The 25,926-nt window shown below is 64.2% G+C and carries 17 protein-coding genes and 1 other RNA gene; 15 read left to right on the top strand and 3 right to left on the bottom strand.

What is annotated here, in order from left to right; genetic code table 11:
- Positions 1 to 65: 65 nt before the first annotated feature.
- Positions 66 to 896, bottom strand: a complete 831-nt coding sequence (locus J8F10_RS01855) for an SPL family radical SAM protein (protein WP_210652134.1) — start codon at positions 894 to 896, stop codon at positions 66 to 68.
- A 267-nt stretch (positions 897 to 1,163) separates the two neighbouring features.
- On the bottom strand, positions 1,164 to 1,544 hold the full coding sequence (locus J8F10_RS01850; protein WP_210652133.1) for a hypothetical protein: 381 nt from the start codon (positions 1,542 to 1,544) through the stop codon (positions 1,164 to 1,166).
- A 458-nt stretch (positions 1,545 to 2,002) separates the two neighbouring features.
- On the opposite strand from J8F10_RS01850, the gene J8F10_RS01845 reads away from it, so the two are divergent.
- The 15 genes from J8F10_RS01845 to J8F10_RS01775 all read left to right on the top strand — a co-directional run bounded on the left by J8F10_RS01845 (position 2,003) and on the right by J8F10_RS01775 (position 25,057).
- Complete coding sequence (locus J8F10_RS01845) at positions 2,003 to 4,051, top strand: PrkA family serine protein kinase (protein WP_210652131.1); 2,049 nt, start codon at positions 2,003 to 2,005, stop codon at positions 4,049 to 4,051.
- 104 nt (positions 4,052 to 4,155) lie between these two features.
- Positions 4,156 to 4,251: signal recognition particle sRNA small type (ffs, locus tag J8F10_RS01840), an RNA gene on the top strand.
- Positions 4,252 to 4,654: 403 nt separating this feature from the next.
- The gene (locus tag J8F10_RS01835) at positions 4,655 to 5,089 is read left to right on the top strand and encodes a type II toxin-antitoxin system VapC family toxin (RefSeq protein ID WP_315854058.1); all 435 of its coding nucleotides are present in this window, start codon (positions 4,655 to 4,657) and stop codon (positions 5,087 to 5,089) included.
- A gap of 149 nt (positions 5,090 to 5,238) precedes the next feature.
- A complete protein-coding gene (locus J8F10_RS01830) occupies positions 5,239 to 6,342 on the top strand; it encodes a DUF444 family protein (protein WP_210652129.1) in 1,104 nt (367 codons plus the stop codon).
- Between the two features lie 24 nt (positions 6,343 to 6,366).
- The gene (locus J8F10_RS01825) at positions 6,367 to 6,723 is read left to right on the top strand and encodes a hypothetical protein (RefSeq protein ID WP_210652123.1); all 357 of its coding nucleotides are present in this window, start codon (positions 6,367 to 6,369) and stop codon (positions 6,721 to 6,723) included.
- A 56-nt stretch (positions 6,724 to 6,779) separates the two neighbouring features.
- Entirely contained in the window at positions 6,780 to 7,040 is a 261-nt protein-coding gene (locus J8F10_RS01820) for a hypothetical protein (protein WP_210652121.1), read from the top strand.
- A 5-nt stretch (positions 7,041 to 7,045) separates the two neighbouring features.
- Positions 7,046 to 9,433 (top strand): transporter substrate-binding protein, encoded by a 2,388-nt coding sequence (locus tag J8F10_RS01815; RefSeq protein WP_210652119.1) that lies wholly within the window; start codon positions 7,046 to 7,048, stop codon positions 9,431 to 9,433.
- 212 nt (positions 9,434 to 9,645) lie between these two features.
- Complete coding sequence (locus J8F10_RS01810) at positions 9,646 to 11,214, top strand: SpoVR family protein (protein ID WP_210652118.1); 1,569 nt, start codon at positions 9,646 to 9,648, stop codon at positions 11,212 to 11,214.
- Complete coding sequence (locus tag J8F10_RS01805) at positions 11,177 to 11,653, top strand: hypothetical protein (protein ID WP_210652116.1); 477 nt, start codon at positions 11,177 to 11,179, stop codon at positions 11,651 to 11,653. Before J8F10_RS01810 ends, J8F10_RS01805 begins: the two co-directional genes overlap by 38 nt.
- Positions 11,654 to 11,747: 94 nt before the next feature.
- Entirely contained in the window at positions 11,748 to 13,085 is a 1,338-nt protein-coding gene (locus J8F10_RS01800) for a hypothetical protein (protein WP_210652114.1), read from the top strand.
- A gap of 48 nt (positions 13,086 to 13,133) precedes the next feature.
- Positions 13,134 to 13,916, top strand: a complete 783-nt coding sequence (locus tag J8F10_RS01795; protein ID WP_210652113.1) for a dienelactone hydrolase family protein — start codon at positions 13,134 to 13,136, stop codon at positions 13,914 to 13,916.
- A 180-nt stretch (positions 13,917 to 14,096) separates the two neighbouring features.
- The gene (locus tag J8F10_RS01790) at positions 14,097 to 17,684 is read left to right on the top strand and encodes a hypothetical protein (RefSeq protein ID WP_210652111.1); all 3,588 of its coding nucleotides are present in this window, start codon (positions 14,097 to 14,099) and stop codon (positions 17,682 to 17,684) included.
- A gap of 257 nt (positions 17,685 to 17,941) precedes the next feature.
- Positions 17,942 to 20,509, top strand: coding sequence for a secretin N-terminal domain-containing protein (locus tag J8F10_RS01785; RefSeq protein WP_210652110.1), 2,568 nt, complete (start codon positions 17,942 to 17,944; stop codon positions 20,507 to 20,509).
- Between the two features lie 248 nt (positions 20,510 to 20,757).
- Entirely contained in the window at positions 20,758 to 24,402 is a 3,645-nt protein-coding gene (locus J8F10_RS40185) for an outer membrane protein assembly factor BamB family protein (protein ID WP_210652108.1), read from the top strand.
- 7 nt (positions 24,403 to 24,409) lie between these two features.
- Positions 24,410 to 25,057, top strand: coding sequence for a hypothetical protein (locus J8F10_RS01775; protein ID WP_210652107.1), 648 nt, complete (start codon positions 24,410 to 24,412; stop codon positions 25,055 to 25,057).
- Between the two features lie 183 nt (positions 25,058 to 25,240).
- Here J8F10_RS01775 and J8F10_RS01770 read toward each other — a convergent pair whose 3' ends face one another.
- Positions 25,241 to 25,507: a hypothetical protein gene (locus J8F10_RS01770; protein ID WP_210652106.1), complete on the bottom strand. Its 267-nt coding sequence runs from the start codon at positions 25,505 to 25,507 to the stop codon at positions 25,241 to 25,243.
- Between the last annotated feature and the right edge of the window lie 419 nt (positions 25,508 to 25,926).

Below are 25,926 nucleotides of genomic sequence, written 5' to 3'. Positions count from 1 at the left end.
AACCACGATCACGGTACGTCGGGTAGTCCATTCGGTGAACGTTACCAGTCTTCTCTGATCCGTGTTTATCTGCGCTCATCTGTGGCGGATTTCTGTCTTTCTTCCCCAACGGGCGGAGGGAAGAAGCCGCTTTCACCCTCGAAGACGGTCGCACTGAGGCGCAAGCGGTTCACGAAGCGGCGGTAGTCTGCTGGACCCCAACCGGTTTCGGCGAGCAAGGTTCGCGCTTCTGCGCCCGTATCCGCGCCGAAGCGCCCGCCGGCGTCGTGGAAATCCTGACACACCACAACATCGGGCTTAAAGTCCGCGATTCGGCGGGCGAACGTGTCCACGTTCGCGACGGGCAGCGTCGGCGTCACGCAGACGCCCACCGCAATGCCCGCGTCTTTGAGTTGCGCGAGCGCGTCCCAGCGCCGATCGAGCGGCGGGGCCTTCGGCTCGAACTGTTGCCGCACGCGCTCCGAATCGGTCGGAATCGACATGTTCACGCGCAGGCTGTGGAACTCCTTCAGCACATCAATATCTCGCGCCACGAGTGGCCCCCTCGTTTGAATCGTCAGGCGCGGCTGGTGCGGACGGATCGCCTCGAGGATGCCCCGCGTGAGCATCAGGCCGCGTTCAATGGGCTGGTACGGATCGGTGACGCTCGACATGTAGACCGGCAACCCGGCGATCCTCGGCGCGTGCTTCTCGGCGAGCGCTGCGGCGTTCTTCTTGGCGGTAATCCACTTGCCCCACTCGTCCGGGGGCCGCCGATTTTGGGGCAGGAAGGCCGCATAGCAGTACGTACACCCGAATGTGCAACCGACGTAGGGGTTGCACGTCCACTCGAACCCGCCGCGCCGGATGAACCCGGTAGCGGGCGAAAAAATCGACCGCGACTCGATCAGCTCCATGCCGGAACCTCGTGGGAAGTAGTAACGCGGGCGCGAAACTGCGCGGCAGGATGTGTATACCCGTCAACTGAACTGATGTCAATTATTGGGTCAGGTAATGTGCCGCGGGGTATGGTGGACACCCGTTAAATGCGACACGTTCGCGCAAATGAGGGGAAATGCTACTCGGCAGGAAAAACGGTTGTCGTTCAGAGGTGCGTTTCTTTGTGGAGCGCGGCGCTCGGCCCAAGTTGGAGGCGAGCCGCTCGCGCTCTCGTCGGGCGCAACTCATTTCGACTTCGGCGCGAGAAGAGGGATTCCGCCGTGCGCGGGCGGCGCAACCGGGGTGCTCGGAATCGAGGGAAGCGCCGGAACGGTGGTCCCGTTTTGTGACGGGGTGAGCGGGCCGGGGGTGGTGCCGGGCGCGGTGCTCGGGGCGGCCGTCTTCGCTTCTTGTGCGGCTTTATCGACGTGGCTGCCGATCACGGTGCTGACGTTTTTGAGGAACTCCGACGAATCGCTACCGACCTTTTTCGTGTCCACGTCGGTTGTAATCTGGATGTTGCCGTCGGTGTTTTTCGCGACGTTCAGCTTGTACCAACCCATGTACCACCCAATACCACCGAACCCGATAACGGCCAACCCGACCAGAGCGAGTAAATTTCGCATCGCCAATCTCCTTCGTCCGTGAAACGGGACATCGCCCTCAAACATTATTCGCACGGCGCGGGGAAAAAGACACCCGCACCGAGCCGTTCGGGGAGTGTACGTTACTGGAGCGATTCGCGCAAGCCGAGTTGCGCGCGGACATCTTTTCTTGGTGTAACGCGGCGCGCGGCGGTAGAATGCGGTAGCTTTTGAAAACTGAGCGGGGTGTGGGCTTGCGGGGTGCTGGGGAACGAGATACCCTACTCCAGCCGTTCGCCCGCTCTCGGCTTCCGTTCTTTGACAGGGGACAGAAGCACGCGCTCCTTTCCCGCTCCCGCCGCGGCTCCCGGTTGACTCAACCGCCACGAGCCGGCAATCGGTCCCATCGCATCCGAACCTGGGACCACGAGCGGTGTCGATTACCGTTGCGAGCACCACCTATCGGCGCCCCGCGCCGCCCACGGAGGTCACTTTTACTCATGGCCACAGCCACGGCGATTCTGGATACCCTGAGAACGCAACTCGATACCACCGAGTACAAGAAGTTGCACTGGGAGGGGTCGTTCTCCGACTACCTCACCACGGTGCTCGAGACCCCCGGCGTCACGCGCACCGCGTACCAGCGCCTGTACGACATGATCCTGTCGCACGGCGCCGAAGACGTGTACGAGAACAAGGACAAGATCCCGCGGTACAAGTTCTTCACCGAGTTCGCGACCAAGCACGCGGACGGCATCTACGGCCTCGACCGGTCGCTGATGCAGTTGGTGAACACGTTCAAGAGTGCCGCGCTGGGGTACGGTACCGAGCGCCGCGTGATCCTGCTGCACGGCCCGGTCGGTAGCGCGAAGAGCACCATCGCGCGCCTGTTAAAGCGCGGATTAGAGGAGTACAGCCGCACCGACGAGGGGATGCTGTTCAGTTTCTCGTGGAAGACCGAGGACGGGACCGGCTGGGCGAAAGACCCGATGCACGGCGAACCGCTGCAACTGGTGCCCGAAGAGCACCGGGCGCAGATCCTCACCATGCTCAACGACCAGTGCAAGAAGCCGTACCAGTACGACGTCAAAATCAAGGGCGATCTCAGCCCGTACAGCCGCTACGAGTACAAGACCCGGCTCGCGAAGTACGATGGCGACTGGCTCAAGATGCTCGCGAACGAGATCAAGGTGTACCGGCTCGTGCTGTCCGAAAAGGACCGCATCGGGATCGGCACCTTCCAGCCGAAGGACGAGAAGAACCAGGACAGCACCGAACTGACCGGGGACATCAACTACCGCAAGATCGCGGAGTACGGTTCGGACTCGGACCCGCGGGCGTTCAACTTCGACGGCGAACTGAACATCGCGAACCGCGGCATCGTCGAGTTCATCGAGGTGCTGAAGCTCGATGTGGCGTTCCTCTACGACTTGCTCGGCGCGTCGCAGGAGCACAAGATCAAGCCGAAGAAGTTCGCGCAAACGGACATCGACGAGGTGATCCTCGGGCACACGAACGAGCCGGAGTACAAGCGCCTCCAGAACAACGAGTTCATGGAAGCGCTCCGCGACCGCACCGTGAAGATCGACATCCCCTACGTCACGCGCCTGCGCGACGAGGTGAAGATCTACGAGAAGGACTTCAATTCGGAGCGCGTCCGCGGCAAGCACATCGCTCCGCACACGGTCGAGGTGGCCGCGATGTGGGCCGTGCTCACGCGCCTCAACCCGCCCAAGCACGCCAGTTTGAGCGTGCTCCAGAAGATGAAGCTCTACAACGGTAAAACGTTGCCGGGCTTCACAGAAGACAACGTCATCGAACTGAAGCGCGACGCGCTCCACGAGGGGATGCTCGGGATCAGCCCGCGGTACATCCAGGACAAGATCAGTAACGCCCTGGTCGCGCACCCGAACGAGGACAACATCAACCCGTTCATGGTGATGAAGGAGCTCGAGGACGGGCTGCGCAACCACTCGCTGATTAAGGACGAGGACCAGTACCGGCACTACAAGGAACTGCTCTCGGTGGTCCGCGAAGAATACGAGGACATCGTCAAGAACGAGGTTCAGCGGGCGATCGCGGCCGACGAGGACGCCCTCATCCGGCTCTGCGGCAACTACATGGACAACGTCCGCGCGTACACGCAGCGCGAAAAGGTCCGCAACCGCTACACCGGGAACTACGAGGAGCCGGACGAGCGCCTCATGCGCTCGGTGGAAGAGAAGATCGACATCCCCGAGGGCCGCAAGGACGACTTCCGCCGCGAGATCATGAACTACATCGGGGCGCTGGCCATTGACGGCAAGAAGTTCGACTATAAGACCAACGAGCGGCTCCAGAAAGCGCTCGAGTTGAAGCTGTTCGAGGACCAGAAGGACTCGATCAAACTCAGCTCGTTGGTGTCCAACGTGGTGGACAAGGCGACGCAGGAAAAAATCGACGTCGTGAAGAGTCGCCTGATTCGGAATTACGGCTATAACGAATCGAGTGCGACGGACGTCCTGAACTTCGTCGCGAGTATTTTCGCCCGCGGACAGACGAAGAAGTAAGGAAAAAGGGAGAAGATAAAAGGCAAAAGTGAATACTGTTCGGCGATTTTGTCTTTTTGCCTTGTCCCTTTCCTCAAAGAAATACGCTCGCCGGGGTTTGGATGGGTGGGGGCCTGACCGACCTGAAGGTGTGAACCTGGTCAGGGCGGAAGCAGCAGCCATAAGCATTGGAGGGTGCGGCTCAGGGCACCCCCATCCTTCCACTCCCCGGCGAGGCAATACACGAACCCCGGCCATTTGGCCGGGGTTCGTTGCTTTAAGGCCCCGAGTGGTGTTTTGTCTGGTATCATTGGGTAGGGGAATTGTGCGGGTTAGGAGGAGTATTGTGGAGCTGTCCGTACTCGTTCAACAAACCGCAAGTAACCGGTTCCGTGCGTGGTGCGGTGTGCCCGTTCCTGCCGAAGCCGAAGGCACGACCCGAGACGAAGCGCTCGCAAACCTCCAAAGTGAAATCGGGTCGAAGATGCGTGGGGCTGAGGTGGCGCGACTGTTTATCGGTCGCCCCCCACCTTCGACTGCGATTTGGCCGGATGACGAATTCACGCGCGATTGGTTAGCTAGTATCGCTGCGGTACGGGCGGCTGCCGATCAGCAACCCGATCCGTGGGACGCCCCGTGAGTCGGTACCTTCTCGACACCGATACGTTTTCTTTGTTCCTTCAGAACAACGTGGCTGTTGTTCAAGCGGTAGTTGCGCATTTGTCCGACGACCTCTCGGTGCCGGTGATTACTGTTCAGGAAGTGTGGGACGGTTGGGCGGCCGCGATTTCCCGGGCCAAAACGCCCGACCAGGTCGCGCTGGGCTACGCGCGCCTCACGGAGACGTTAAACGAGCTGCGAAACTGGTCCCTGGTTTCCTTCTCGATTGGTGCAGTGGCCCGGTACTTGACCCTGAAAAAGCAGAAACTCAATGTCGGCAGCGGTGACCTGAAGATTGCTTCAATTGCTATCGAGAGCGGAGCGACGGTCGTTACCCGGAACCGTCGGGATTTTGTGCGGATTCCGGGTGCTAAAATCGTGGACTGGTCCGCTTCGTGAGAGCTTCCGTTCGCGCAAGACCTGATCGGACACTCTGTTTCGCTTCTCCCCGACTCACGTTGTCTGGTACGATTCCAATACGCGACAATGCGCGGTAAGTTTGCCGCGCGCTGCGACGGTACCACCATCCACCCCGAGGCACGATTGCCGTGGGACAAAAGATCGAACAAGACCTCCAGCGGTTCCGCAAACTGGTGCGCGGAAAGGTGAAGAGCAACCTTTCCAAGTACATCAGCCGCGGGGAAATGATCGGCAAGAAGGGGAACGACTACGTGTCGATCCCGCTCCCGTCGATCAATTTGCCGCAGTTCCGCTACGGGAAGAAGAACTCCGGCGGGGTGGGCGTCGGTCCCGGCCAACCCGGTCAACCGCTCACGCCCCCGCAGCAAGAGGGCGACGACCCGCAAGCCGGTGATTCGCCGGGCGGCCACATCCTCGAAGTCGACCTGACGATGGAGGAACTGGCCGACATTCTCGGCGAAGAACTGGCGCTCCCGCGCATCGAGCCGCGGGGCAAGAAGAACGTCGTCACCGAAAAGGACAAGTACACCAGCATTCGGAGCGTCGGTCCGGAGTCGCTGCGGCACTTCAAGCGCACGTTCAAGCGCGCCCTGAAGCGCCAGATTTCGGCGGGCACGTACAACCCGATCGACCCGATCGTCGTCCCCGTGCGCGAGGACAAGCAGTACCGCGCGTGGAAGGAAGTGCCCAAGCCGGACAGCGTCGCGTGCGTCATTTACATGATGGACGTGTCCGGTAGCATGACCGACGAGCAGAAGGAGATCGTCCGAATCGAATCGTTCTGGATCGACACCTGGATCAAGAAGCACTACACGGGCGTGGAGACGGTTTACATCATTCACGACGCGGTCGCGCAGGAAGTGGACGAGAACACGTTCTACCACACGCGCGAGAGCGGCGGGACGAAGATCAGCAGTGCCTACGAGTTGTGCAACAAGATCATCGACTCCCGGTTCCCCCCGAGCCAGTGGAACGTGTACGCGTTCCACTTCTCCGATGGTGACAACTGGGGGGACGACGTGCCCAAGTGCATCGACCTGCTGAACAGCACGATGCTGGCGAAGCTGAACCTCTTCGGCTACGGTCAGGTGGAATCGCCCTACGGCAGCGGCGAGTTCTTCGACCACGTTCACGAACTGGTGGACGACCACGAGAACGTGGTCGTGAGCCGCATCCCGGACCGCGAGGCGATCCTGGGCAGCATCAAGGAGTTCCTCAAAACCGGGCGGTAACGTGGGAGTTTACGAGGGGGCGCGATGTTCAAGAACGTGAAATACGTCGGGTTCGACGGTCGCCCGGAACTGGAGGCGAAAGCTCGGCTCGCCCAGACGGTATTGGGGGGTCTGATTCGATCCTGGCGGGACGAGGTCGAAGTAACGTGGCGCCCGGCCCCACCGGAATCCGGAGGGGGGCTGGAGCTAAGACTCGCTCTGACGGTTCCGAACGTTTTCGCGTCGGCGACCGGTCAGATACGCACGCGGGATTTTGAATCGGGAGAAGAAGGATTGTTGCGCATGGACCTTCGTGAAGTGTGGCTCGATCTCCTCGATCTCCTCATCGCACAGATCGGGACGCGGGTCGAGGACGCTCTCGCTGATCCCGTGGAGGCGTGACCGTGGCAAAGTCGCCCACCGAGCAGATTCGAGAGCTTGCTCTCGAAATGAGAGCAATGAGAGAACGCGAACTCGCACTTCGCGACCATTGCACTGACATCAAAGAGCGGGACGCGAAGCGCGAGAAAGAGAACGCGGATCTGCGGCGCGAGTTGGCGGACGCGCGACAAGAAACGGCCGTTCTCAAGCAACAACTTCAGGACCACGTCGCTCAGTACCAGGAGTGGGACAGGCGGCGCTGGGGTTTGATCGTGCTCCTCCTCGGTGCGGTGCTGTCACTGGCGTCGGGGTTGATCGTCACGCTGGCCAAGAAATAGCGCCCATGAGTGATCCGGATTCGGCCGAACAGACGCAGCCCGGGCTGCACCCCACGGGCGATACCGTGTCGCCGGGTGTCCGCCAGTACCCGTTCCTCGGGCCGCGGCAGGCTCCGGGCGAACTCGGTCGGTTCGGGAACTACCGCGTCGTTCGTTTACTCGGTTCCGGCGGAATGGGGCTCGTGTTTGAGGCCGAAGAGGTCGCGCTTCGCCGACCGGTCGCGCTGAAGGTGCTCAAGCCGGAACTCGCAGCGGACCCGGAGAGCCGGGAGCGGTTCTTGCGCGAGGCGCGGGCCGCGGCCGAGATCCCGTCGGACCACGTCGTCACGGTGCTGAGCGTCGGCGAAGCGGGCGGGCTCCCGTTTCTGGCGATGCCCCTGTTGTCCGGCGAAACGCTCCAGGCGCGCATCGAGCGCCCGAAGTTGATCGACCTCCGGACCGCGCTCGTTATCGCGCGCGACACGGCCGCGGGGTTGATGGCGGCACACGTCCGGGGGCTGATTCACCGCGACATCAAGCCCGCAAACATCTGGGTCGAAGCCGATGGCCCGAACGGGCCGTTCAAGCGCGCCCGCATCTTCGACTTCGGCCTCGTGCGGCGGCCGCACCACGAAACCAGCCTTACGAGCACGGGGTTCATCGTCGGCACGCCGAACTACATGTCCCCGGAGCAGGCCGCGGGCCACGAGGTCGACGCGCGCGCGGACCTGTTCTCGCTCGGCTGCGTGATGTACGTCATGCTGACCGGCGAACTACCGTTCCGGGGGAAGTCCGCGCTCGCGGTGATGTCCGCACTGGCGAACAGGGCGCCCGACCCGGTCCTTGCGAAGAACCCCACCGTGCCGCCCACGGTCGATGCGCTCGTGTTGCGGCTATTGGAAAAGAATCCCGAGGACCGCGTTCGGACCGCCGCCGAAGTGGTGGCGGCACTCGACGCCGCGATCGCCGCATTCTCCGGGTCGGCCCCTCCGTCGCTGCCCTCACCGGTGAAGGGCACGCCGCTCGGTGCGGATACGCTGGTGCCGGGCAAAAGTGATACGTGGTTGGGCACACCCGTTGTACCCGAACCGCGGATCGAGCGCGTGCGCCGGCGGCGCGCGGTCTTCGTGTGCTGCGGTTTGGCCCTGATTGTGGCCCTGTCCGCATTCATCGGCTGGCGGGCGATACAGAACCATCCCGCCGCGTATGTCGCCCCGCCGGAACCGATCGTCGTGGGGGTGCTTCACTCCCAGAGCGGCACAATGGCCGTGAGCGAGAACCCGGTCATCGACGCGACTCTGCTCGCCATCGAAGAGATTAACGCTGCTGGCGGGGTGTTGGGGCGCCCGCTGAAGCCGATCGTCGTGGACGGAAAATCCGACCCCGACGAGTTCGCACGCCAGGCCGAACGGCTGCTAACCGAAGAACGGGCCGCGGTCGTCTTCGGGTGCTGGACGAGCGCATCCCGTAAGGCCGTGCGACCCGTGTTCGAGCGGAACGCGGGTTTGCTCTTCTACCCTGTGCAGTACGAGGGGCTGGAGGAATCGCCGCGCATCGTATACTTGGGGCCGGCCCCGAACCAGCAACTCATTCCGGCTGTCGATTTTGTAATCGACACGCTCAAGAGGAAACGCATCGCGCTCGTCGGCTCGGATTACGTGTTCCCGCGCACTGCGCACGCGATCATCCGGGACCGCGTCGCGGAGCGCAAGGCGGCCGGGGTGGATGTCGAAGTGGTGGTGGAGGCGCTCGTTCCGCTCGGCTCGCCGCTCGTCGTCAACGCGATCGCGCGCGTCCGGAACGCGAACGCCGATGTCGTTATCAACACGATCAACGGCACCACAAATGCTGCTTTCTTTCGCGAATTACGCGCGCCGAAGCAGGGTGTGCCGAACATTACCACACTCTCGGTGAGCATCACCGAGAACGAGGTCCGCGGGCTGGACCCGCGTGCCATGACGGACGACTACCTAGTCGCGAGTTATTTCCAGACCGTGGACCGCCCGGAGAGCCGCGCGTTCGTGCAGAAAATTCGTGCGAAGTACGGCAGCGACCGGGCCGCCAGCGACATGATGGCCGCAGCTTATTCTGGTGTTCACTTGTGGGCGCGGGCCGCGACCGCCGCGAAGAGTATTGAACCGCCCGCGGTCGCGACCGCGGTTCGCGGACTGGAGTTCGCCGGCCCCGGCGCGCGAATTCGGATCGACCCGGAGAACCTCCATGCGTGGTTGCCCGTTCGGGTCGCGAAAGTCCAAGCGAACGGCGAAGTCGCGCTCGTTCCCGGTGCCGGGTCCGTGGAGCCCGTTCGCCCGATGCCGTTCCCGCCCACGCGCTCGCGCGACGAGTGGAACCAGTTCCTCCGCAAGCTCGAAATGGATTGGGGCGGGAAGTGGCAGGCCCCGGAACGCAAATAGGTCGTGCTGGGGTTCTTGTAGGGTGGGTCGAGGCTTTGCGCAGGCCCACCATCTCCCCGGTGAGCGTGAACGGGAACTAGCGCCGGGATTTGTGGGTAGCTTTCGCACGACGTGGTGGGCCTGCGCAAAGCCTCGACCCACCCTACAAGACAAAGCACAAGAAGGTCACGCGGTTGGTGTATGATGGAGTAACCGCTGAGAAGGAGTCGCCGATGAACCTGGGCTTTTACAACACCAATCTGCCCCCGCACCTTCGCGTCCTGAAGGACGAGATCGAGGGCTACGCGCGCGACTTCGGCCTCGACTTCTATGAGACCATCTTCGAGGTCGTGGACGCCGACGACCTGAACGAGATCGCGGCCTACGGCGGGTTCCCGACCCGGTACCCGCACTGGTCCTTCGGGATGCAGTACGAGGAACTCAAGAAGGGGTACGAGTACGGCCTCTCGAAGATCTACGAGATGGTCATCAACAACGACCCATGTTATGCGTACCTGATGCGGTGCAACCACACCGTCGATCAGAAACTGGTGATGGCCCACGTGTACGGGCACTGTGACTTCTTCAAGAACAACGCGTACTTCGGGCACACGACGCGGAAGATGATGGACGAGATCGCGAACCACGCGGCCCGCATCCGGCACTTCGTGGAGCGGTTCGGCGAGGACGAGGTCGAGGCGTTCATGGACCGGTGCATGTCCATCGACGACCTGATCGACATCCACTCGGTCGCGATCAAGCGGCGCGACGACCACTCCAAGTACGACTTCAGCCGCCAGGCCACGGGCGACGACCCGGCCGAGGAGAACACCGCGCCGCGGTTCAAGGCCAAGCCGTACATGGCCGACTACATCAACCCGCGCCGCGCGCTGAAGGCCGAGGACGACGAGAACAAGCGCGCCACGACCGCGCGCGCGGCCCGGTTCCCCGAGCACCCGGAAAAGGACGTCCTGCTGTTCCTCATCGAGCACGCGCCGATGAAGAACTGGCAGCGTGACATGCTCAGTATCATCCGGGACGAAGCTTATTATTTTTACCCTCAAGCTCAAACGAAGATACTGAATGAAGGTTGGGCGAGCTTCTGGCACAGCACCATCATGACGCAGAAGGTGCTCGACCCGTCGGAGGTGATTGATTACGCGGACCACCACTCGGGCACGATGGCGACCAGCTCGCGCCGGCTGAACCCGTACAAGGTCGGCATCGAACTGTTGCGCGACGTCGAGCGCCGGTGGAACATGGGGCAGTTCGGACCCGAGTGGGAAAACTGCACGGACATGGAAGAAAAGCGGCGCTGGGACAAGAAACTCGGGCTGGGGCGCCAGAAAATCTTCGAGGTCCGCAAGATCCACAGCGATATTACCTTTATCGACACGTTCTTGACGCCGGAGTTCTGCAAGGAATACAACCTGTTCTCGTTCAACTACCAGGACCCGACAAAGAACTACGTGATCGAGAGCCGCGAGTTCCAGAAGGTCAAGCAGCGCCTGCTCTTCAGCCTCACGAACTTCGGCAAACCGTGGATCTACGTGCTCGACGGGAACCACCGCAACCGCGGCGAACTGCTGTTGCGCCACGAGCACCAGGGGGTCGATTTGAAAGTGGACGAGGCGCGCGACGTGCTGGCCAATCTCCAGTACATCTGGTCGCGACCGGTCCACTTGGAAACGATCAGCGACGGCCAACCGGCCGTGTTGAGTTTCGATGGTTCCGAACACACCCAACAAATTATCGGAGGGACCGATGACGCTAACCGAAAGTCTGCTCCCAAAGCTAAGTGAGTGGCACCCGGCCGGCGACGGGCGCCACTCGCTGGCCGAGGCCTTCCCCGACGCGGGGTGGACCGTTCAGCTAACCGCCGACAAGACCGACACGCTTTCGTGTCTGGTTTGGGAACTGGCCCTCGCGCGCACCGGCGCCGCGCCCGCCGGGTTCATGCTCCGGGCGTGGGCCGAGGGCGCCGCCCGGCGCGTGGCCGGGCTCTTGGAACCGCTCAAGGTACTGGAAGTGGACGAGGCCCGCGGGGAAGCGCTCCTTCGGAGCACGGCGCCGGCGAAAAAGGGCGAGCGCGTCACGTACTACGAGGTCCGGCTCCACGGGCTCGACCGCGCGGACGTTCGGCGCTTCAGCGCGACGCGGACCGAGAGCGGGCGCGAGCAGGTCGCGTTCGCCCTCACGCACGAGGTGCTCGCGAAGTTGGCCGGCGACATCGCCGGGTGAACGTTCCGCTCGTGACGCGCGGAACTGAGGTCACAAAACCAGTGTAGCCGCGGGCGGAGGGACGCTTCCCTCCGCCCGCGGCTACACTGGTTTCATGCGCGCCAGTTTCATTCACCGGTCGGTCGGTTCCGTCGTGGTTCTTGTCGGTGCGTGGATCAGTGCTGTCGCGCCGATTGGTATCGGGAGCGACGGCCTCGTTCGCTTCGAGACCCTCGACACACTTCTGCGCCACGAAACACTCGATCGGGGACGGTACTCGCTCGTCGGCCCGGTCCTGGCAACTCCCCTTTGGTACCTGGGCGAAGCCCTCGGCGCGCCGGCGGAAACGGTGTGGATGTTCAACCGCATCGTGTTCCTCGCGGGGGGGGGGGGGCTGTGGTTCGTGTTGCGCCCCATTTTGTCACCTCGCGAACGGCCGCGGTTCGCCGCGCTGCTGTTGTTCGGCAGCATGTTTCCCTGGCACGTAATGGGTTTCTTCGCGGAAGTGTTTCACGTGGTCTGCGTGGGGGCGGGGCTGGCACTCCTCGCGACGCGGCGCGGGTGGCGCGCGTGGTTGGGCGCTGCGCTGTGCGCGGTGGGTACGGCGAACGTGCCCGCGTCCGCGGTCGGGCTCGGGTCGGCCGCGTGCGTGCTGGTCTGGTACGAGCGCCGGTTGCGGTACTTCGCGGTGCCGGCACTCGCCGCCGCACTGATCGTGCTCGAAAACTACCTCCGGCGCGGTGACCCGCTCGACGGCGGGTACGTGACCGAGGCGGGGAACCGTACCGTGCTGCCGTACTCCGGGCTCCCGGATTTCAGCTACCCGTTCTTTTTCGGGCTGCTCTCGATCCTGTTCTCGTTCGGTAAGGGGTTAGTGTTTTTCGCGCCGGGTTTGTTCGCGCGGTACCCCGAGGAGGGGCCGAGGGGCGCGCAGGAAGATCGCGCGCGGCTCGTGTACCGCACGTGGGTCGCGGTCGTGTTGGGATTGGTGCTGGTCTATTCGCGCTGGTGGGCCTGGTACGGCGGTGCGGTGTGGGGGCCGCGGTTCTTTCTGTTCGCCGCGCTGCCCGCTTCCCTCGTGCTCGCGCGCTGGACCGCGCGCGCGGAAACGCGGTCCACATGGGCCAATGTCTTCGTACTGCTCGCGGTCGCGCTGTCGTGCTGGGTCGGGGTGAACGGGATTGTTTTTCAGGGCTACGGGATGGAACGGTACTGGGCGAACGAGTTCGAGTTCGAGTACCTGACGTGGTACGTCCCCGAGTGCTCGGCGCTGTGGCTCCCGTTCGTGGTGCATAAAGCGCTGGTCTGGCAGGACTACGCGCGACTCGCTGCTTTCGCGCTGGGGTTCATGTACCTCGCGGGGCCGGTGGTGCGCGTGCTCGCTTTGCGCGCGTGTGAAGGGTGCGTGAGGGTCTGGCGAAGTGCGCTTTTGGGTCCGCGCTGGCGGGTCTGACCTATCGCGTACAATGATCCGGCCCATTTCCCAACGGAGTAGCGCACCATGTTTCGGAGCCTGATCGCGATGGCGGCCATCGTACTGACCGCGGGGGCTTCTCAAGCCGCGGTCGTCACGAAGGTGATCGACTACGAGTTCGATGGCGTGAAACTGAAGGGCTTCTTGGCCTACGACGACGCGGTGAAGGAGAAGCGCCCCGGCGTGCTCGTCGTTCACGAGTGGTGGGGGCTAAACGACTACGCGAAGGACCGGTGCAAGAAGCTCGCGGAACTCGGCTACGTGGCATTCGCGGTAGACATGTACGGCGACGGCAAGACGACCGAGCACCCGGACGACGCTCGCAAGATGACCGGGCTGGTCCGCGAGAACGTGAAGGTGTGGCGCGGGCGCGCGGAGGCCGGGTTGAAGCAACTCAAGGGCCAGCCGAACGTGGACGGCGACAAGATCGCGGCCATCGGCTACTGCTTCGGGGGCAGTACGTGTTTGCAGCTCGCGTACACCGGGGCCGACCTGAAGGCGGTCGCCACGTTCCACGCGGCGTTCCCGAAGCCGACCGAGGGGGAGGCAAAGGCGATCAAGCCGAAGATCCTGGTCTGCCACGGCGCCGCGGACACCTTCATTTCGGAAGACTCGATCAAGGCGTTCCGCGAACCGCTCGATAAGGCCGGTACCAAGTACGATTTCGTTGCGTACAAGGACGTGGTTCACAGTTTCACCGTGCCGGGCGCGGACGCGGTGAACATCAAGGGCATGAAGTACGATAAGGCCGCTGACGAGGACTCGTGGAAGAAGATGCTCGCGCTGTTCAAGGACACGCTCGGGCGCTAATTGGAGTGAGGTTCTCACCCGGTGCCGCGCTCAACGAATCGCGGCGCCGGGATTTTTGGATTATGTCGGCCTATTTTCCGCACATTTCGCACTTTCTCACTTTCATATTTTGACTTATCCTGGTATTGGCCGATGGAGTCGAATGCGCACGGTTGCGCCCGCTCGCGCAGGAGGCACCGCATGTCCGCTGAGCCCGTTACCCCGCTCCCACGCAAGCCGCTTCCGCCCCGGTCGCGCCCGGCCCCCCCTAAGCCGCGCCGCAGGCGGTGGTTCGTGCGACTCCTCCCGCTCGTGACACTGTTGCTAATCGGGACGTGGTTCGCGCCGACAATCGTTGCGAAGACCGATCTGCGCAACCGGTTCGCGCGAAAGGCCCTCGCCGACGTGCGCGGGTCCGTTGAAGTCGGCGGCGCGTCACTCGGCTGGTTCTCCCCGGTCGAATTGCGCGACGTGGTGATTAAGGACGAAGCCGGCCGGCCCATCGCAAGTGTCCCGAAGATCCTGTCGCAAAAATCGCTGCTCGCACTCGCACGTAACCAAGACGACCCGGGCGAGTTCACAATCGAGAAGGCGACGATCACCGTCGTGTGCCAGAAGAACAGCACCAATATCGAAGGTGCCTTCGCGGAGTACCTCAAAGAGAAGCCCGAACCCGCCCCGACGCGGACGCCAGTGAGCGTCAAAATCATCGGCGGAACACTCACCATCATCGACGCGGAGACGGAAAAGACCACGAGCGTCGAGGACATCAACGCGAGCGCCCGAATCCCGGCGAACCGCTCCGAGCCGATTACCATCACCGCGACCGCGGCCACGGGGGGCATCAACGCGGAAGCAACAATCGGCGACGCGGGCTCCGCGAAACTCGTGACCGCGGGTTTGCCACTCGATACGTTCGCACCGCTCTTGAAACGAGTTGACCCGGGCCTGAGTCTCTCCGGAACGATCGGGACCGATCTCCGCGTGACGTGGGGCAAGGACTCGACCGGCCGCACCACGTTCGCGATTTCCGGGAAGGCGAGCGGGGAGCACCTCGCGGTTTCCGCGCCGTGGTTGAACGGCGACCGGCTCGAACTCGATTCCGCCGAACTGCCATTCGATATCGAACGCGCGGGGCGCGGGCTGCGTGTGCGTGCGTTCGACCTCACGTGCGATGTGGGTACGGTCTCCGTAAACGGTACCTTCGACCCAGACGAATCGACGGAGGCGCTGCTCACGCGGGCCGGTGCATCGGTGAGCGCGAAGGTCGATATCGCGAAGCTCGCGGCCAAGCTCCCGAAGTTGCTCCGGCTGAAGGAAGGCACCGAACTGCGCGAGGGCAAACTCGATCTCGAGCTCGTGAGCAAGCTGGACGCGGGCGCCACTGTGTGGGACGGGAAAATCGACACGTCCACGCTCAAGGGCGTGCGCGACGGGAAGCCGATCGCGTGGGAGCAGCCACTGAAGGTCGAGTTCGCCGCGCGGTACGCGAAGGGCGGGCTCCCGACGTTCGACCGGCTCATTTGCATCTCGGATTGCGTCGCGGTGAACGCGGAGATCATGCCCGAAACGGTTCGGGCGGCGGCGACCGTCTACCTCCAAAAGCTGAGCACCCGGCTCGCGGATTTCATTGACTTGAAGGGCTTCACGCTCGATGGTGTCGCGGACGCGACGCTGGGCGGTCGGCGCACGCGCGACGGGAAGTTCAATGCGGAGGCCACGGTCGCACTCAAGAATTTCGCGGTTCACGACCAGCAGGGCCGGGGGCTGAAGGAGCCGGCGCTGGACTTCCGACTCCTCGTGAGCGGTCAGGCACCCGACACCGGAACGGTCCAACTCGCGACCGCGTCGGCCGTGCTTACTTCCTCGGGGGACGAACTGCGATTGTCCCTCAACGAAGCGGTCAGCGACGTTCACAAGCTCGCCAACGGTAGCCTTGATGTGAAACTCACCGGCGATCTCGCGCGCTGGAAGGCCCGCGTCGCGGCGATCGTCAAACTACCGGATTTCCCGCTCGCAGGATCGATCGAAGCCGGTGGTCGGGCGAAATTTGCGACCGACAACGTGACCATAGATCGACTCACGGTTGCTCTCACCCGGGCGAAACTGTCCCGCTGGATCGCGTTCGATGAGCCGAAAATGGACGCGGTCGGCGACCTCACGTTCACGCGCGCGACCAGCACTGCGACCATCAGCAGACTGACGATCAATTCCGCGCCGCTGTCGGTTGCGGGGGGCACGCTCAGTTTCGAGCCGCAGGCAAATGGCGACGTCGCCGTGAGCGGTAACGGCGAGTGTACCAGTGATCTGAATGCGCTCGGCAAATTGGTGCGACTGTACGCCGACCCGAACGGCCCGGACGCGCTGAGCGGGCGCGGCGTCGGCCCGCTCCGGTTCCGTTCGGCCGGTGACGCTACGACCTTCGGCGGTTCGCTGGACGTGACCAACTTCGGCTACGGGCCGAAAAACAACTTCGTCTGGTTCGAGCCGGCACTGCACCTGGAAACGGACGGCTCGTACAGCGATTCGGCGGACGCCGTCAGTATCACGACCGCGCGGGCCGAGCGCCCCGGTTTGACGTTCGATGCGAAGGGAAAGCTCGCCAAACTCAGCGCCACGCGCGACGTGAATTTTACCGGCACCCTGCGCTACGACTGGGAGAAACTGACGCCGCTCGTGCGCGGGTTCGTCGGCCCGAGTTTCACCGCGACCGGCACCGGCTCGCGCGGGTTCCTCGTCACCGGGCAACTCGAACCCAACGGCCAGAAGGTGGCCGCGGCCCCTCCGGTGCCGGAACCGAAGGCCGGCGGGCCGATCGTTCTGAAGGCACCGACCGCGAACCCGCCCGCCCCTAAAGCACCCGCGGGGCCGAGCGGACCGACGATCTTCGCGACGCTCGACGGCGAGGTGGCAATTGGCTGGCACGCGGTGCAGGCATACGGCTTCGACGTCGGTACCGGCGAACTGAACGCAAAAATGGCCCGCGGAGTGGTGACGGTTGCGCCGCTGGAGGCGACCTTCGGTGACGGGAAGGTGAAGCTCGCACCGACTCTGGAACTCGGTACTTCGCCGGGGGTAATGACACTCGCGAAGGGGACCGTGGTCGACCACGCCCGGCTCACGCCGAAAGCGACGGCCGGGGCGCTCGGGTACGCGCTCCCCGCGATCGCGAACACCGGGGAGGCCGCGGGCGAAATCTCCGCGACCATCGACGAAGCCCGTATTTCACTCTCCGACGTCAATCAGACGAACGTGAAGGGAAGTCTCGTGATTCACAAGGCCACGGTGGGCCTGAGCCCGGTGGCCGCGCAACTCGCGGGTCTGCTCGGCGCGAAGGCGACCACGATGACACTCGTGAACGATTCGACCGTACCGGTGCAAGTGGCTAACGGGCGCGTACACCACCAGAACTTCGCGATCCGCATTTCCGGCACCACGTTCCACACGAACGGCTCCGTCGGTTTCGACGACACGTTGGATCTCGTTGTCGATGTGCCGCTCCCGAAGGACTTGCCGCTGCTCAAGAACAACCCGGTCTTGATGAAGGCGGTCGCCGGGAAAGTCGTAAAAGTGCCGGTGAAGGGAACACTTACGAAGCCCGCGCTGGACCCGAAGGCGTTTAACGAGGCCGTCGTCGCACTGGCCCGCGAGGGCGCGAAGGACGTGGGCAAGGATCTGCTCGAGAGCGAACTCCGCAAGCTGTTCCCCGGAATGCCCGCGCCCGGTGCGAACCCGAAAACCGGGGGCGGGATTCTCCCGTTCCCCCTGCCGTTCGGGAAGAAGCCGTAACGAGCCGGCGCCGGCCTCATTCGTTGCTGTGTTGAAGCTTGTGCATTTTGCTCGTGGCACAGGCCTCTGGCCTGTGTTATGTCTCCACAGGCCAGAGGCCTGTGCCACGGAAAATAAGGGCACTCGGCGTCACTTCAGCACCACAATCTTCCACGAGAACCCAACAACCATAACCCCCCGCAACGCAGTTCGCCTTGTTGTGCGACCATCTCTTGCTATTACTCCGCGGACGATTCCACCTCGTTCCCGGAGGTTCCATGCGGTTGCGCACCCTGCTCGCTATTGTGGCGGTCCTGTTCGCGCTGCCGGCCTTCTCGCGCGCGAAAACCCAGCCCGCATCGCCCCCACCGGAGGCGCTGCCCAAAGTCTCTGACAAACAGCCGTCCGCGGACGCACTGGTCGCGATCTCGGACGTGCGCCTCGACGCGGCACTCGATGACAAGACCGCGCCCGGGAGCAAGGACACGCTACTCGATCTGGCCCGCGAGGGGTACCAGAAGGCGCTGAAGCAGGAACCGAAGAACAAGAACGCGCTGCTCGGCATCGCCCGGTTCTACGCGCGCACCGACGAGAAGGAAAAAACCGTCGAAGCGTACAAGACGTACCTGACTCTCAACCCGTCCGACGCGGACGCGGCCTGCGAACTCGCGGTCACCCACGCGCGCTGGAAGGACTGGGCCGGTGCGTGCTCGTGGTGCGAGTTCGCCCTGAAGATCAACCCGGAGAACCACAAGGCCAAGAAGACGCACGGGTTCTGCCTCGCCAGCGCCGGGAAGTGGGACGAGGCGTTCGCGGTGCTGTCCCAGGTCATGCCGGAAGCTCAAGCCCGGCACAATCTCGGTGGGCTACTCAACCGCACCGGGCACACCGACGCGAGCAAGACACAGTTGCGGCTCGCCGTGAAAGCCGATCCGACCTTCACCCCGGCCCGCAATCTCCTGAGCCAAATCGAAGGCGTCGCGGTTGCTCCCGCGCCGCGCGCCCTCCCCGAGCTGGTCACGAAGGTTTACACCGTCGGTGATTTGGTCGCACCGCCCGCGCCACTCGCGGGTGAGGCCGCGACGACCGCGTACCGGAAGAGCATCGAGGAACTCGTTCAACTCGTGACCGGAATGGTCCAGCCGTACACGTGGAAGGAGCATGGCGGGCGCGGCAGCGTCGAATACTTCGACATCGGGACCGCACTGGTGGTGCAAAATACGCCCGCCGTTCTCGAGCAGGTCAGCGACGTGATCGAAGTGCTGCACCGGTTGGCGCCGGCGGCCGTTTCGGTGGCCTACGAGGTCCGGGTGCTGAAGGTGCCCGCCGGTTTTTGTGAGCGAGTGGGGGTGAAGGTCGCACGCGACACGACGCTGACGCCCGCCCAGTTCCAAAAGCTCCTCGAAGCGGCCCAGGGGGACCGCACCGCGAGTGTGACGCTGTTCCCGAAGATCACCGCGGTCAACGGCCAGACGGCGACCAAGAAGGTCGGCGAGGAGCAGTCCTTTGTGACCGGCCTCGAAATCATCAAGGTCAAGGGCCAGATCGTTTACGTCCCGAAGAACGTGGCGATCTTCCTCGGCGACGCACTCACGCTCCGGGGATGCGTCTCGGCCGACGCCAACTACGTTCACGTTCAAGCCGGGCTCGCGCGCACGCACCTGGTCGGCCCGGTCGAACTGATCCCGGTCGCCACGCGAATCACTCCGGTTTTCGAGGGCGGGAGCCAGGGCCAGCCGGTTCCGTTCACGCAATTCATTCAGGTGCCGGACGTGCGGAAAGAGCACGTCGAAAAATCGGCCATCGTTCCGACCGGTGAGACTCTCGTGATCGGCGGGTGGAAAGAGATCGAGGAGTTGCAGGGCAAGAATCCGAAGTCGAGCCGGGAGTTCGAGGTCGTTGCGTTTGCGACGGTGCGCGTGGTGAAGGACGTCAAATCGGCCCTGGGCGCGGCACTTAGGGCCGCGCCGCTGCCCCAACCCGTGGCCGCGCCCGCGGTGAATAACATCAGCGCCGTCTACAAACTGAGGAACATCGCCGCCGCAGACGCGGTGAGTGCCATCAGTACACACTTGAGGGAGAAGAAGCAGAGCGCGACGGTTGTGGCCGATCCGGTTTCCAACGCCGTGCTCGTTTCCGCTCAGCCGGCAACGTGTCGGTTGATTGCGACCGCGCTCGCGGCCCTTGACAAAGAGCAGCAGCAGGTGATCGTGCACGCGATGGTGGTGCAGGTACCCCGCGGGTTCGTGGCACAATCCGGGCTGCGTGCCGACAGTGCGGCCGGTGGGAACGCCTGGGCGCTGTCGCCGCGCGAGGCCCAGATGCTGACCGGGCTCTTTCGGGCCGCCAAGGAGCGCGGCGAGTGCGACGTACTGTCGCGCCCGCAGATGTGCGTCTGCGACAACCAGACGGGGTACGCCCGGGTCGGTCAGTCGGTGCCAGTTGCCGTGGCGCCCGCGGGCGGAAGCACCGGCCAGCGGGTCGAGTTCGTGCCGACCGGGATCGCGCTCCGCGTGACGCCGCGGGTTGCCCCGGACGGTAAGACGGTGCTCCTGCGCACGAATCTGCAGATCACTTCCGTGGGCAACGCGGTGCAGGTGACGACGGCGGATGGTCCCGGCCGTACCACTCCGTCGTTCGACACCCAAACACTGGAAGCGACGGTGGCCGTCGCTTTCGGGGACACGCTCGTTGTCGCGAGTCCCTCACGTTCCAACCCGGACCACTCGCTCACCGGCGCCGTGAGCTGGCTCTGCGGCGCGCAGTTCGAGACGCTCGTGATTCTCACGCCGGAGCGCGTCGCCCCGGCACAAGAGGTACGGCCCGCGGGGTGGTTCACGAAGTGACTCACCCGTGAAAACCGGTTGCAGGGAACGGACGGCTTCGGCCGTCCGTTCGACTTTATCCTCGCGCAAACCTCATTCGCTTCGCGCGCGTTTCGCAATTAGATTAGAATGGCTGAAGCCCCGGAGCTGATCCCACCTCTTTATCTGATGAGGTGCGGGGTCGGCCGGGTAAACTCCCTCCCGTTTCAGGGAAGGGGTTCGGTCCTTCGCGGGCCCCGATCACCTGTCTTTGCTTCCCGAGGTTCACCGTGTCGATCGTTGCACAGTGCCCACACTGCGAAACGCGCTTCAACCTTCAGTCGGATATGAACGGGAAGTCGATGCGGTGCCCGAACCTGGAATGCCGACAGGTGTTCACGGTTCGGGCCCTGCAAGCCACTGCGCCACCCGAACCGATCCCGGAACTCCCGCCCGAACCGAAGCTGCCCCCCAAATCGCCGCCACCGAAGCCGACACGGGTCAGGTCCGCGAAATCCGCGCAGCCGGCTGTGGTCGAGGCGACCATTGTGGACGCCGTGGTCGCGCCCCCGAAGATGAAGGAGGTCGTGTGGTCCGAGGGGACCGACGTTCCTCCGCCCACGGCGCCGAAGAAGGGAAAGAAGCCGCTCAAACCCGAGGCGACCGAGGACGTTGACGACGATTTCTTGGTGAAGCGCAAGAAGAAGAGCAATCGCCGGCCGATGATCCTCGCGGGGATGGCGATCTTCATCCTCGCGCTTCTCGGGTTCACCGGGCTCTACCTTCTCCGTTATGTGGGTTTGAAGGAGGAGCAACTGGCGACCCAAGCGAAGGAGGAGTACGGGCGGGGCGACTACGGAACCTCCGCGAAGACCTACACCAAACTCACCAAAGAATATTCCGATAGCAAGCGGATCGACGAGTACAAGTTCTTCGCCGACCTCTCCGAAATGCAGACGGTGGTGCGCTCGGTTACGAACCGCAACGATTACGCCCCCGCGGTAACGCGGCTCAATGCGTTCATCGAGGCGCAGAAGGAGTCGCCGCTCGCCAAGCCGACGTCCGGGTACGGCCGCGACGTGCTCGAAGCGGGGAAGAAACTCGGTGAGGACGTCGCCGGGTTCGCGGAGGACCGCGTCAAAGCGTTTGTCGCGAACCGCACGAAGTCGGACGAGTTGGAACTCGCGGACAAGGCTATTGCCGCCGGGCGCGAGCTGCTGCCGGTACTCGACCAGTTCCGCGGACCCGATGATCCCCCGCTCGACAAGATCCGTGGGGCGCTCGATCAGGTCGAGAAGGGCGTCAAGCGCGAGCGCGACCGGTCGGCCGCAATCGCCAAGGCGCGGGGGCAACTCGAAAAACCCACCGACGCGCTGATTCAGAGTGCGGAAGCGGACCTCAGATCCGCGGGGTTCCTCGAAGACGCCGAGGCGCAAAAGATCATCGCCGACGCGAAGGGCAAGCTCCTCGACCTCGTCCAGTACGTCCCCGATCCGGCCGAGCGGCAACCGCCCCCGCCGACCGCTGCCGCGTCGCTGCTGTTCGTCACGCCCGTGGGGAAGACCAAGATCCGCGAGTCCGGGCCGGGCGATCCGACCACGGTGTTCTTGTGCGTCGCGCGCGGCATTCTGTACGCCTTCAACGAGGGCACCGGGGCGCTCGTGTGGGCCACGCGGGTCGGCCCCGACGTGACCGATCCGCCGGCCATTGCGCGCGTGGACCTCGATACCGGCCCGACCGATATTGCCGTGGTCACGTCGAGCGTGGGTAACGCGCCGGCCGTATCCGGGCACGAGCTGCGGGCGGGAAAGTTGTTGTGGTACCAGCCGCTCATCGCGGCCCCGGCGGGGCCGGCCGTCGTGGTCGGGAGCCGCGCCTTCGTTCCCCTGCGCGACGCGCTCGGGAGCGTGTACGAGTTCGACCTGAAGACGGGTCAGCGCATCGGGTACATCCGGCTCGGTCAGCCGGTCGCGGAGAAGGGGGCGGTGCTGCGGCCCGGGACCAGTCTCCTGTACGTCGCGGCCGAAGCGCGCCGGCTGTACGTGCTCGACGCCAGTGGAAAGGACGACGCGGGTAACCGGTTGAACCCGCGGTGCGTGCAGGTCATCGCGACCGGGCACCTCGCGGGCACCCTGAAGATCCCCCCGCTGTTCATCGGGCCGGAAGGCACCGAGCCGGCCGAACGGTGGATGGTCCTGTCGCAGACCGACGGGACCGCCGTCACGAAATTGCGAGTGTTCTCGGTCGGGGCCTTAAGCCCCCCGCCCGCCGACGGTTCGACGGTGCCCGAAACGCCCGCGGTGCCGGTCGTCGCACTGCCGGTGCCGGGGTGGGTGTGGTTCCCGCCGGCCAGTGACGGCGAGCGCCTCGCGGTGGCGTCCGATACCGGCCACCTCCGGCTCTTCGGAGTGAACCAAGCGGGGAATTTGGACAAACCGCTGTTCCCACTCCCCGGTCCCGTACAACCGGGACTGGTGGACGACCGGCCGCTGCGCGGGCTCGTGATTCCTCTGGAGGAGTCCGAGTACTGGCTGCTCGCGGGCGGGTACCTTCAGAAAGCGCGGTTGGCCCTGGTGCCGAGTAAGGGGCAGGAAGTTGTGCTCGCGGGGCCGCGGATCAACGTCGGCGAGCCGGTCCACGCAGCACAAGTCAACGTGCGCAAAGACACGGCTTGCTTGGTCGTGCGGTCGCCGAACTCGTCGGGGTGCCGGGCGGTCGCGTTCGACTTGCGCACCGGCGAAGTGCGCTGGCAGCGGCAACTCGGTTTGGTGCCCGCGAAGGTGTCGTCGGCCGAGCAGTTCGCGGCCCCGATCCCGCAGGGAGATAACTTCGTGCTGGTGGACGAGGACGGGGGCATCGTGGTGGTGCCGGCCGCGAGCGGCGTTCGGACGGGAGAGGCGCTCCCCGCGCCGGACGGGTGGGTGATCGCGTCCGCGCCCCCGAACGCGACCGGTTCAACGGTGGTATCGGCGGCCGCGGACGGGAAACTCGTGTTCGCGGTAACACCGATCACGGGTGCCGACGGGCCGAAGTTCGTCGTGCGACAGGTCGCGGGCGGGAAGTTGGTTCAACAGGACGAAGTGAACGCGCCGGCCGCACTCGCGGGTCAACCGGCCGTTGTGGGGGGGATTCTCTACCTCCCGACCGCCGACGGGTTCGTGAACCGGTTCACACCCAGTACGGGAGTCGCGAACCCGGCTTCGCTCACCCCGGGACCGTCGTGGCGGAGCGACCGCCCGCCCGCGAACGCGGTGTGTTCCATCACAGCTCTCTCGGACTCGAGTTTCGCCACCTCGGATGGCGGGAAGAAGTTGAGCCGGTGGGAGTGGGGGAACGCGGCCAACGCGCGCTGGAGCCCGGCCGGTAGTTGGGAACTGCAAGAACGGGTCGCGGGGCCGGGGGTCGTGCTGCCGCCGACCGAACCGGGCGCGCCGCCGCGGTTCGTGGTCGCGGACACGAGCGGGAGCGTGTGGCTGTTCGCGGCCGACAAAGCCGGCCAACACTTACGCCGCTGGCGCGGGGGTGGGGGTGGGCTCCCGACCGGGCGCCCGAGTTCCGCGCTCGTAGCTCAACCCGTTGACGCGGCCCGGTTCGTGGTCACCTACGTGGTCGATGGTAAATCGGTAGCGGCACTCAACCCGGACCACGAAGACCCCCTGTGGGTGCTACAAACGGCGACGGACGCCAGTAACACCATCATGGGCGCGCCACAACCGGCGGGCGACAACCGGTGGGTCGTCACCGACCTCGCGGGCCGTATCGTGTTAATCGACGGAACGACGGGTGAAGTGCTGGCGCGCCCGGCCGTCGGGCTGCCCGGTGCGGTTCCGACGGCCGCGAGCGGTGTCGCAGCGCACACCGCGCTCACGCCACTGTCGGACGGTTCGGCCGTTGTGACCGAATTGCCCAAGAAGGAAGCGCCGAAGAAGGAGTAGGGGCACTGTGCCGAGACAGAACCGGGTGGCGCCGACCGGAGAGATCGTCGCCGTTCCCGAGCGCGGAACGCTCATGGGCAACCGCGGGTGCTTGCACTCCGTCGACGGGCGCATTTTGCGCTCGTGGCAATTGAAGCGCTGGATCGTTTGCGTTTTGGAGTTCAAAGGGCGGCAGCGCGAGGTGATGAAACCGGGGCACTACACCGAACTGTTCTTCCTCGACGAAGCTACCGCGCTGACCGCTGGGCACCGCCCCTGTGCCGAGTGCCAGCGCGAGCGCTTCAACGCCTTCCGGCACGCGCTGGCACTCGACCGCATTGACAAAAGCGCGCCGTGGTCCGCGGTCGAGATCGACGACCAACTCCACGCAGAGCGGATCACACCCGACCGCGCGAAGCGAACCTACCCCGCACGACTCGATGACTTGCCGGACGGCACGTTCGTTCTCCTCCCGGCGCGGGGAGTAACTCCGCTCTTGGTTCAGGGAAACGCGCTGTTGTCCTGGTCGGCCGGTGGGTACACGGAACGGATCGATCGGCCGCACGGGATCGAAGCACAAGTACTGACCCCGGAACTCACCGTGGGTGCAATTCGGGACGGATATTCGCCCGAACTGCACCCATCGGCTCTGGCACTTCTCGACCGCAAGACGTGACGTGCTCGTTGTCCGGGATAACGAGACGCGACCGCCAGGGAGCGGGAGGCGCTACACCCTCGCAGTCGTCGTTCCACAGGGGTAGCCACAGCTCGTTTCACACGCACTTTTATCTTGAAGCTTTCAGAGATCGCCCCGCAGACTGCATCCGCGGGCGCGGGGCGAATTCCAACCGGTAGCGGGTCAGGTGTCCGGTGGACCAGTCGCGGCGCAGGTGGGGCAGACGAACGCCTCCGACGCGATTTCCCACCCAACCCCGCCAGGGTCGTTGGACTTGTGTTCCTTGATCTTGCCATCAAGGGCCGGCCGGTAAAACACGTTCGCGTTCGGCCGGAACGGGTACTGCTTGGTCCGCCGGTGGACGACCACGCGGGCGGCACGAGTGCGCGGCGGAACGGTCGCGCCGCAGAGCTGACAGACGAACATCGCGAGAGCCGGTTCGTCGCGCAAATGCGCGACGGTGCCGCCGGGAGCGGCTCGTGGCCCGGCGGGTCTAATGGCACCCGAGCCGCCAATACGCGGACGGGCTACAAAGCCCGCGCGCGAAGTGCGCGCGAGATCGTTGCTGAGGGTTGTTGGGTAAGTTACTACACGTCGATCAGCCGAGATATCGACCACCGAGAGGGCTGATGTCTCGGTGGGTTAGAAGCTGGGTTGAAAGGAGATAGTAGCTGTTGCGAATTGCCACGTCAACCGTTGGCGCGGATTGCGCCCCGTTGGTGAACGCACTTTATGCGGCGCGTCTCGTGGCCCTTTCAATGACTAAGAATTGGTTGATGAAGAGGGGCCGGCTGGAAGTGCGAGAAATTGGATTTTTTCCCCGCCCGATAGTTGAATTGTGCACAATAGTGAATGGAATTATAGATCCG

This window comes from Gemmata palustris, from assembly GCF_017939745.1.
Classification (GTDB): domain Bacteria; phylum Planctomycetota; class Planctomycetia; order Gemmatales; family Gemmataceae; genus Gemmata; species Gemmata palustris.
Note: the sequence above shows the minus strand (reverse complement) of the source record. Positions and strands in the feature narration are given on the sequence as shown.

Excerpts from the sequence above, each read along its gene's own strand:
- J8F10_RS01825 (WP_210652123.1), top strand. The coding sequence starts at position 6,367 with ATGTTCAAGAACGTGAAATACGTCGGGTTCGACGGTCGCCCGGAACTG.
- J8F10_RS01790 (WP_210652111.1), top strand. The coding sequence starts at position 14,097 with ATGTCCGCTGAGCCCGTTACCCCGCTCCCACGCAAGCCGCTTCCGCCC.
- J8F10_RS01805 (WP_210652116.1), top strand. The coding sequence starts at position 11,177 with ATGACGCTAACCGAAAGTCTGCTCCCAAAGCTAAGTGAGTGGCACCCG.
- J8F10_RS01795 (WP_210652113.1), top strand. The coding sequence starts at position 13,134 with ATGTTTCGGAGCCTGATCGCGATGGCGGCCATCGTACTGACCGCGGGG.
- J8F10_RS01800 (WP_210652114.1), top strand. The coding sequence starts at position 11,748 with ATGCGCGCCAGTTTCATTCACCGGTCGGTCGGTTCCGTCGTGGTTCTT.
- J8F10_RS01810 (WP_210652118.1), top strand. The coding sequence starts at position 9,646 with ATGAACCTGGGCTTTTACAACACCAATCTGCCCCCGCACCTTCGCGTC.
- J8F10_RS01845 (WP_210652131.1), top strand. The coding sequence starts at position 2,003 with ATGGCCACAGCCACGGCGATTCTGGATACCCTGAGAACGCAACTCGAT.
- J8F10_RS01815 (WP_210652119.1), top strand. The coding sequence starts at position 7,046 with ATGAGTGATCCGGATTCGGCCGAACAGACGCAGCCCGGGCTGCACCCC.
- J8F10_RS01785 (WP_210652110.1), top strand. The coding sequence starts at position 17,942 with ATGCGGTTGCGCACCCTGCTCGCTATTGTGGCGGTCCTGTTCGCGCTG.
- J8F10_RS01820 (WP_210652121.1), top strand. The coding sequence starts at position 6,780 with ATGAGAGAACGCGAACTCGCACTTCGCGACCATTGCACTGACATCAAA.
- J8F10_RS01855 (WP_210652134.1), bottom strand. The coding sequence starts at position 896 with ATGGAGCTGATCGAGTCGCGGTCGATTTTTTCGCCCGCTACCGGGTTC.
- J8F10_RS01850 (WP_210652133.1), bottom strand. The coding sequence starts at position 1,544 with ATGCGAAATTTACTCGCTCTGGTCGGGTTGGCCGTTATCGGGTTCGGT.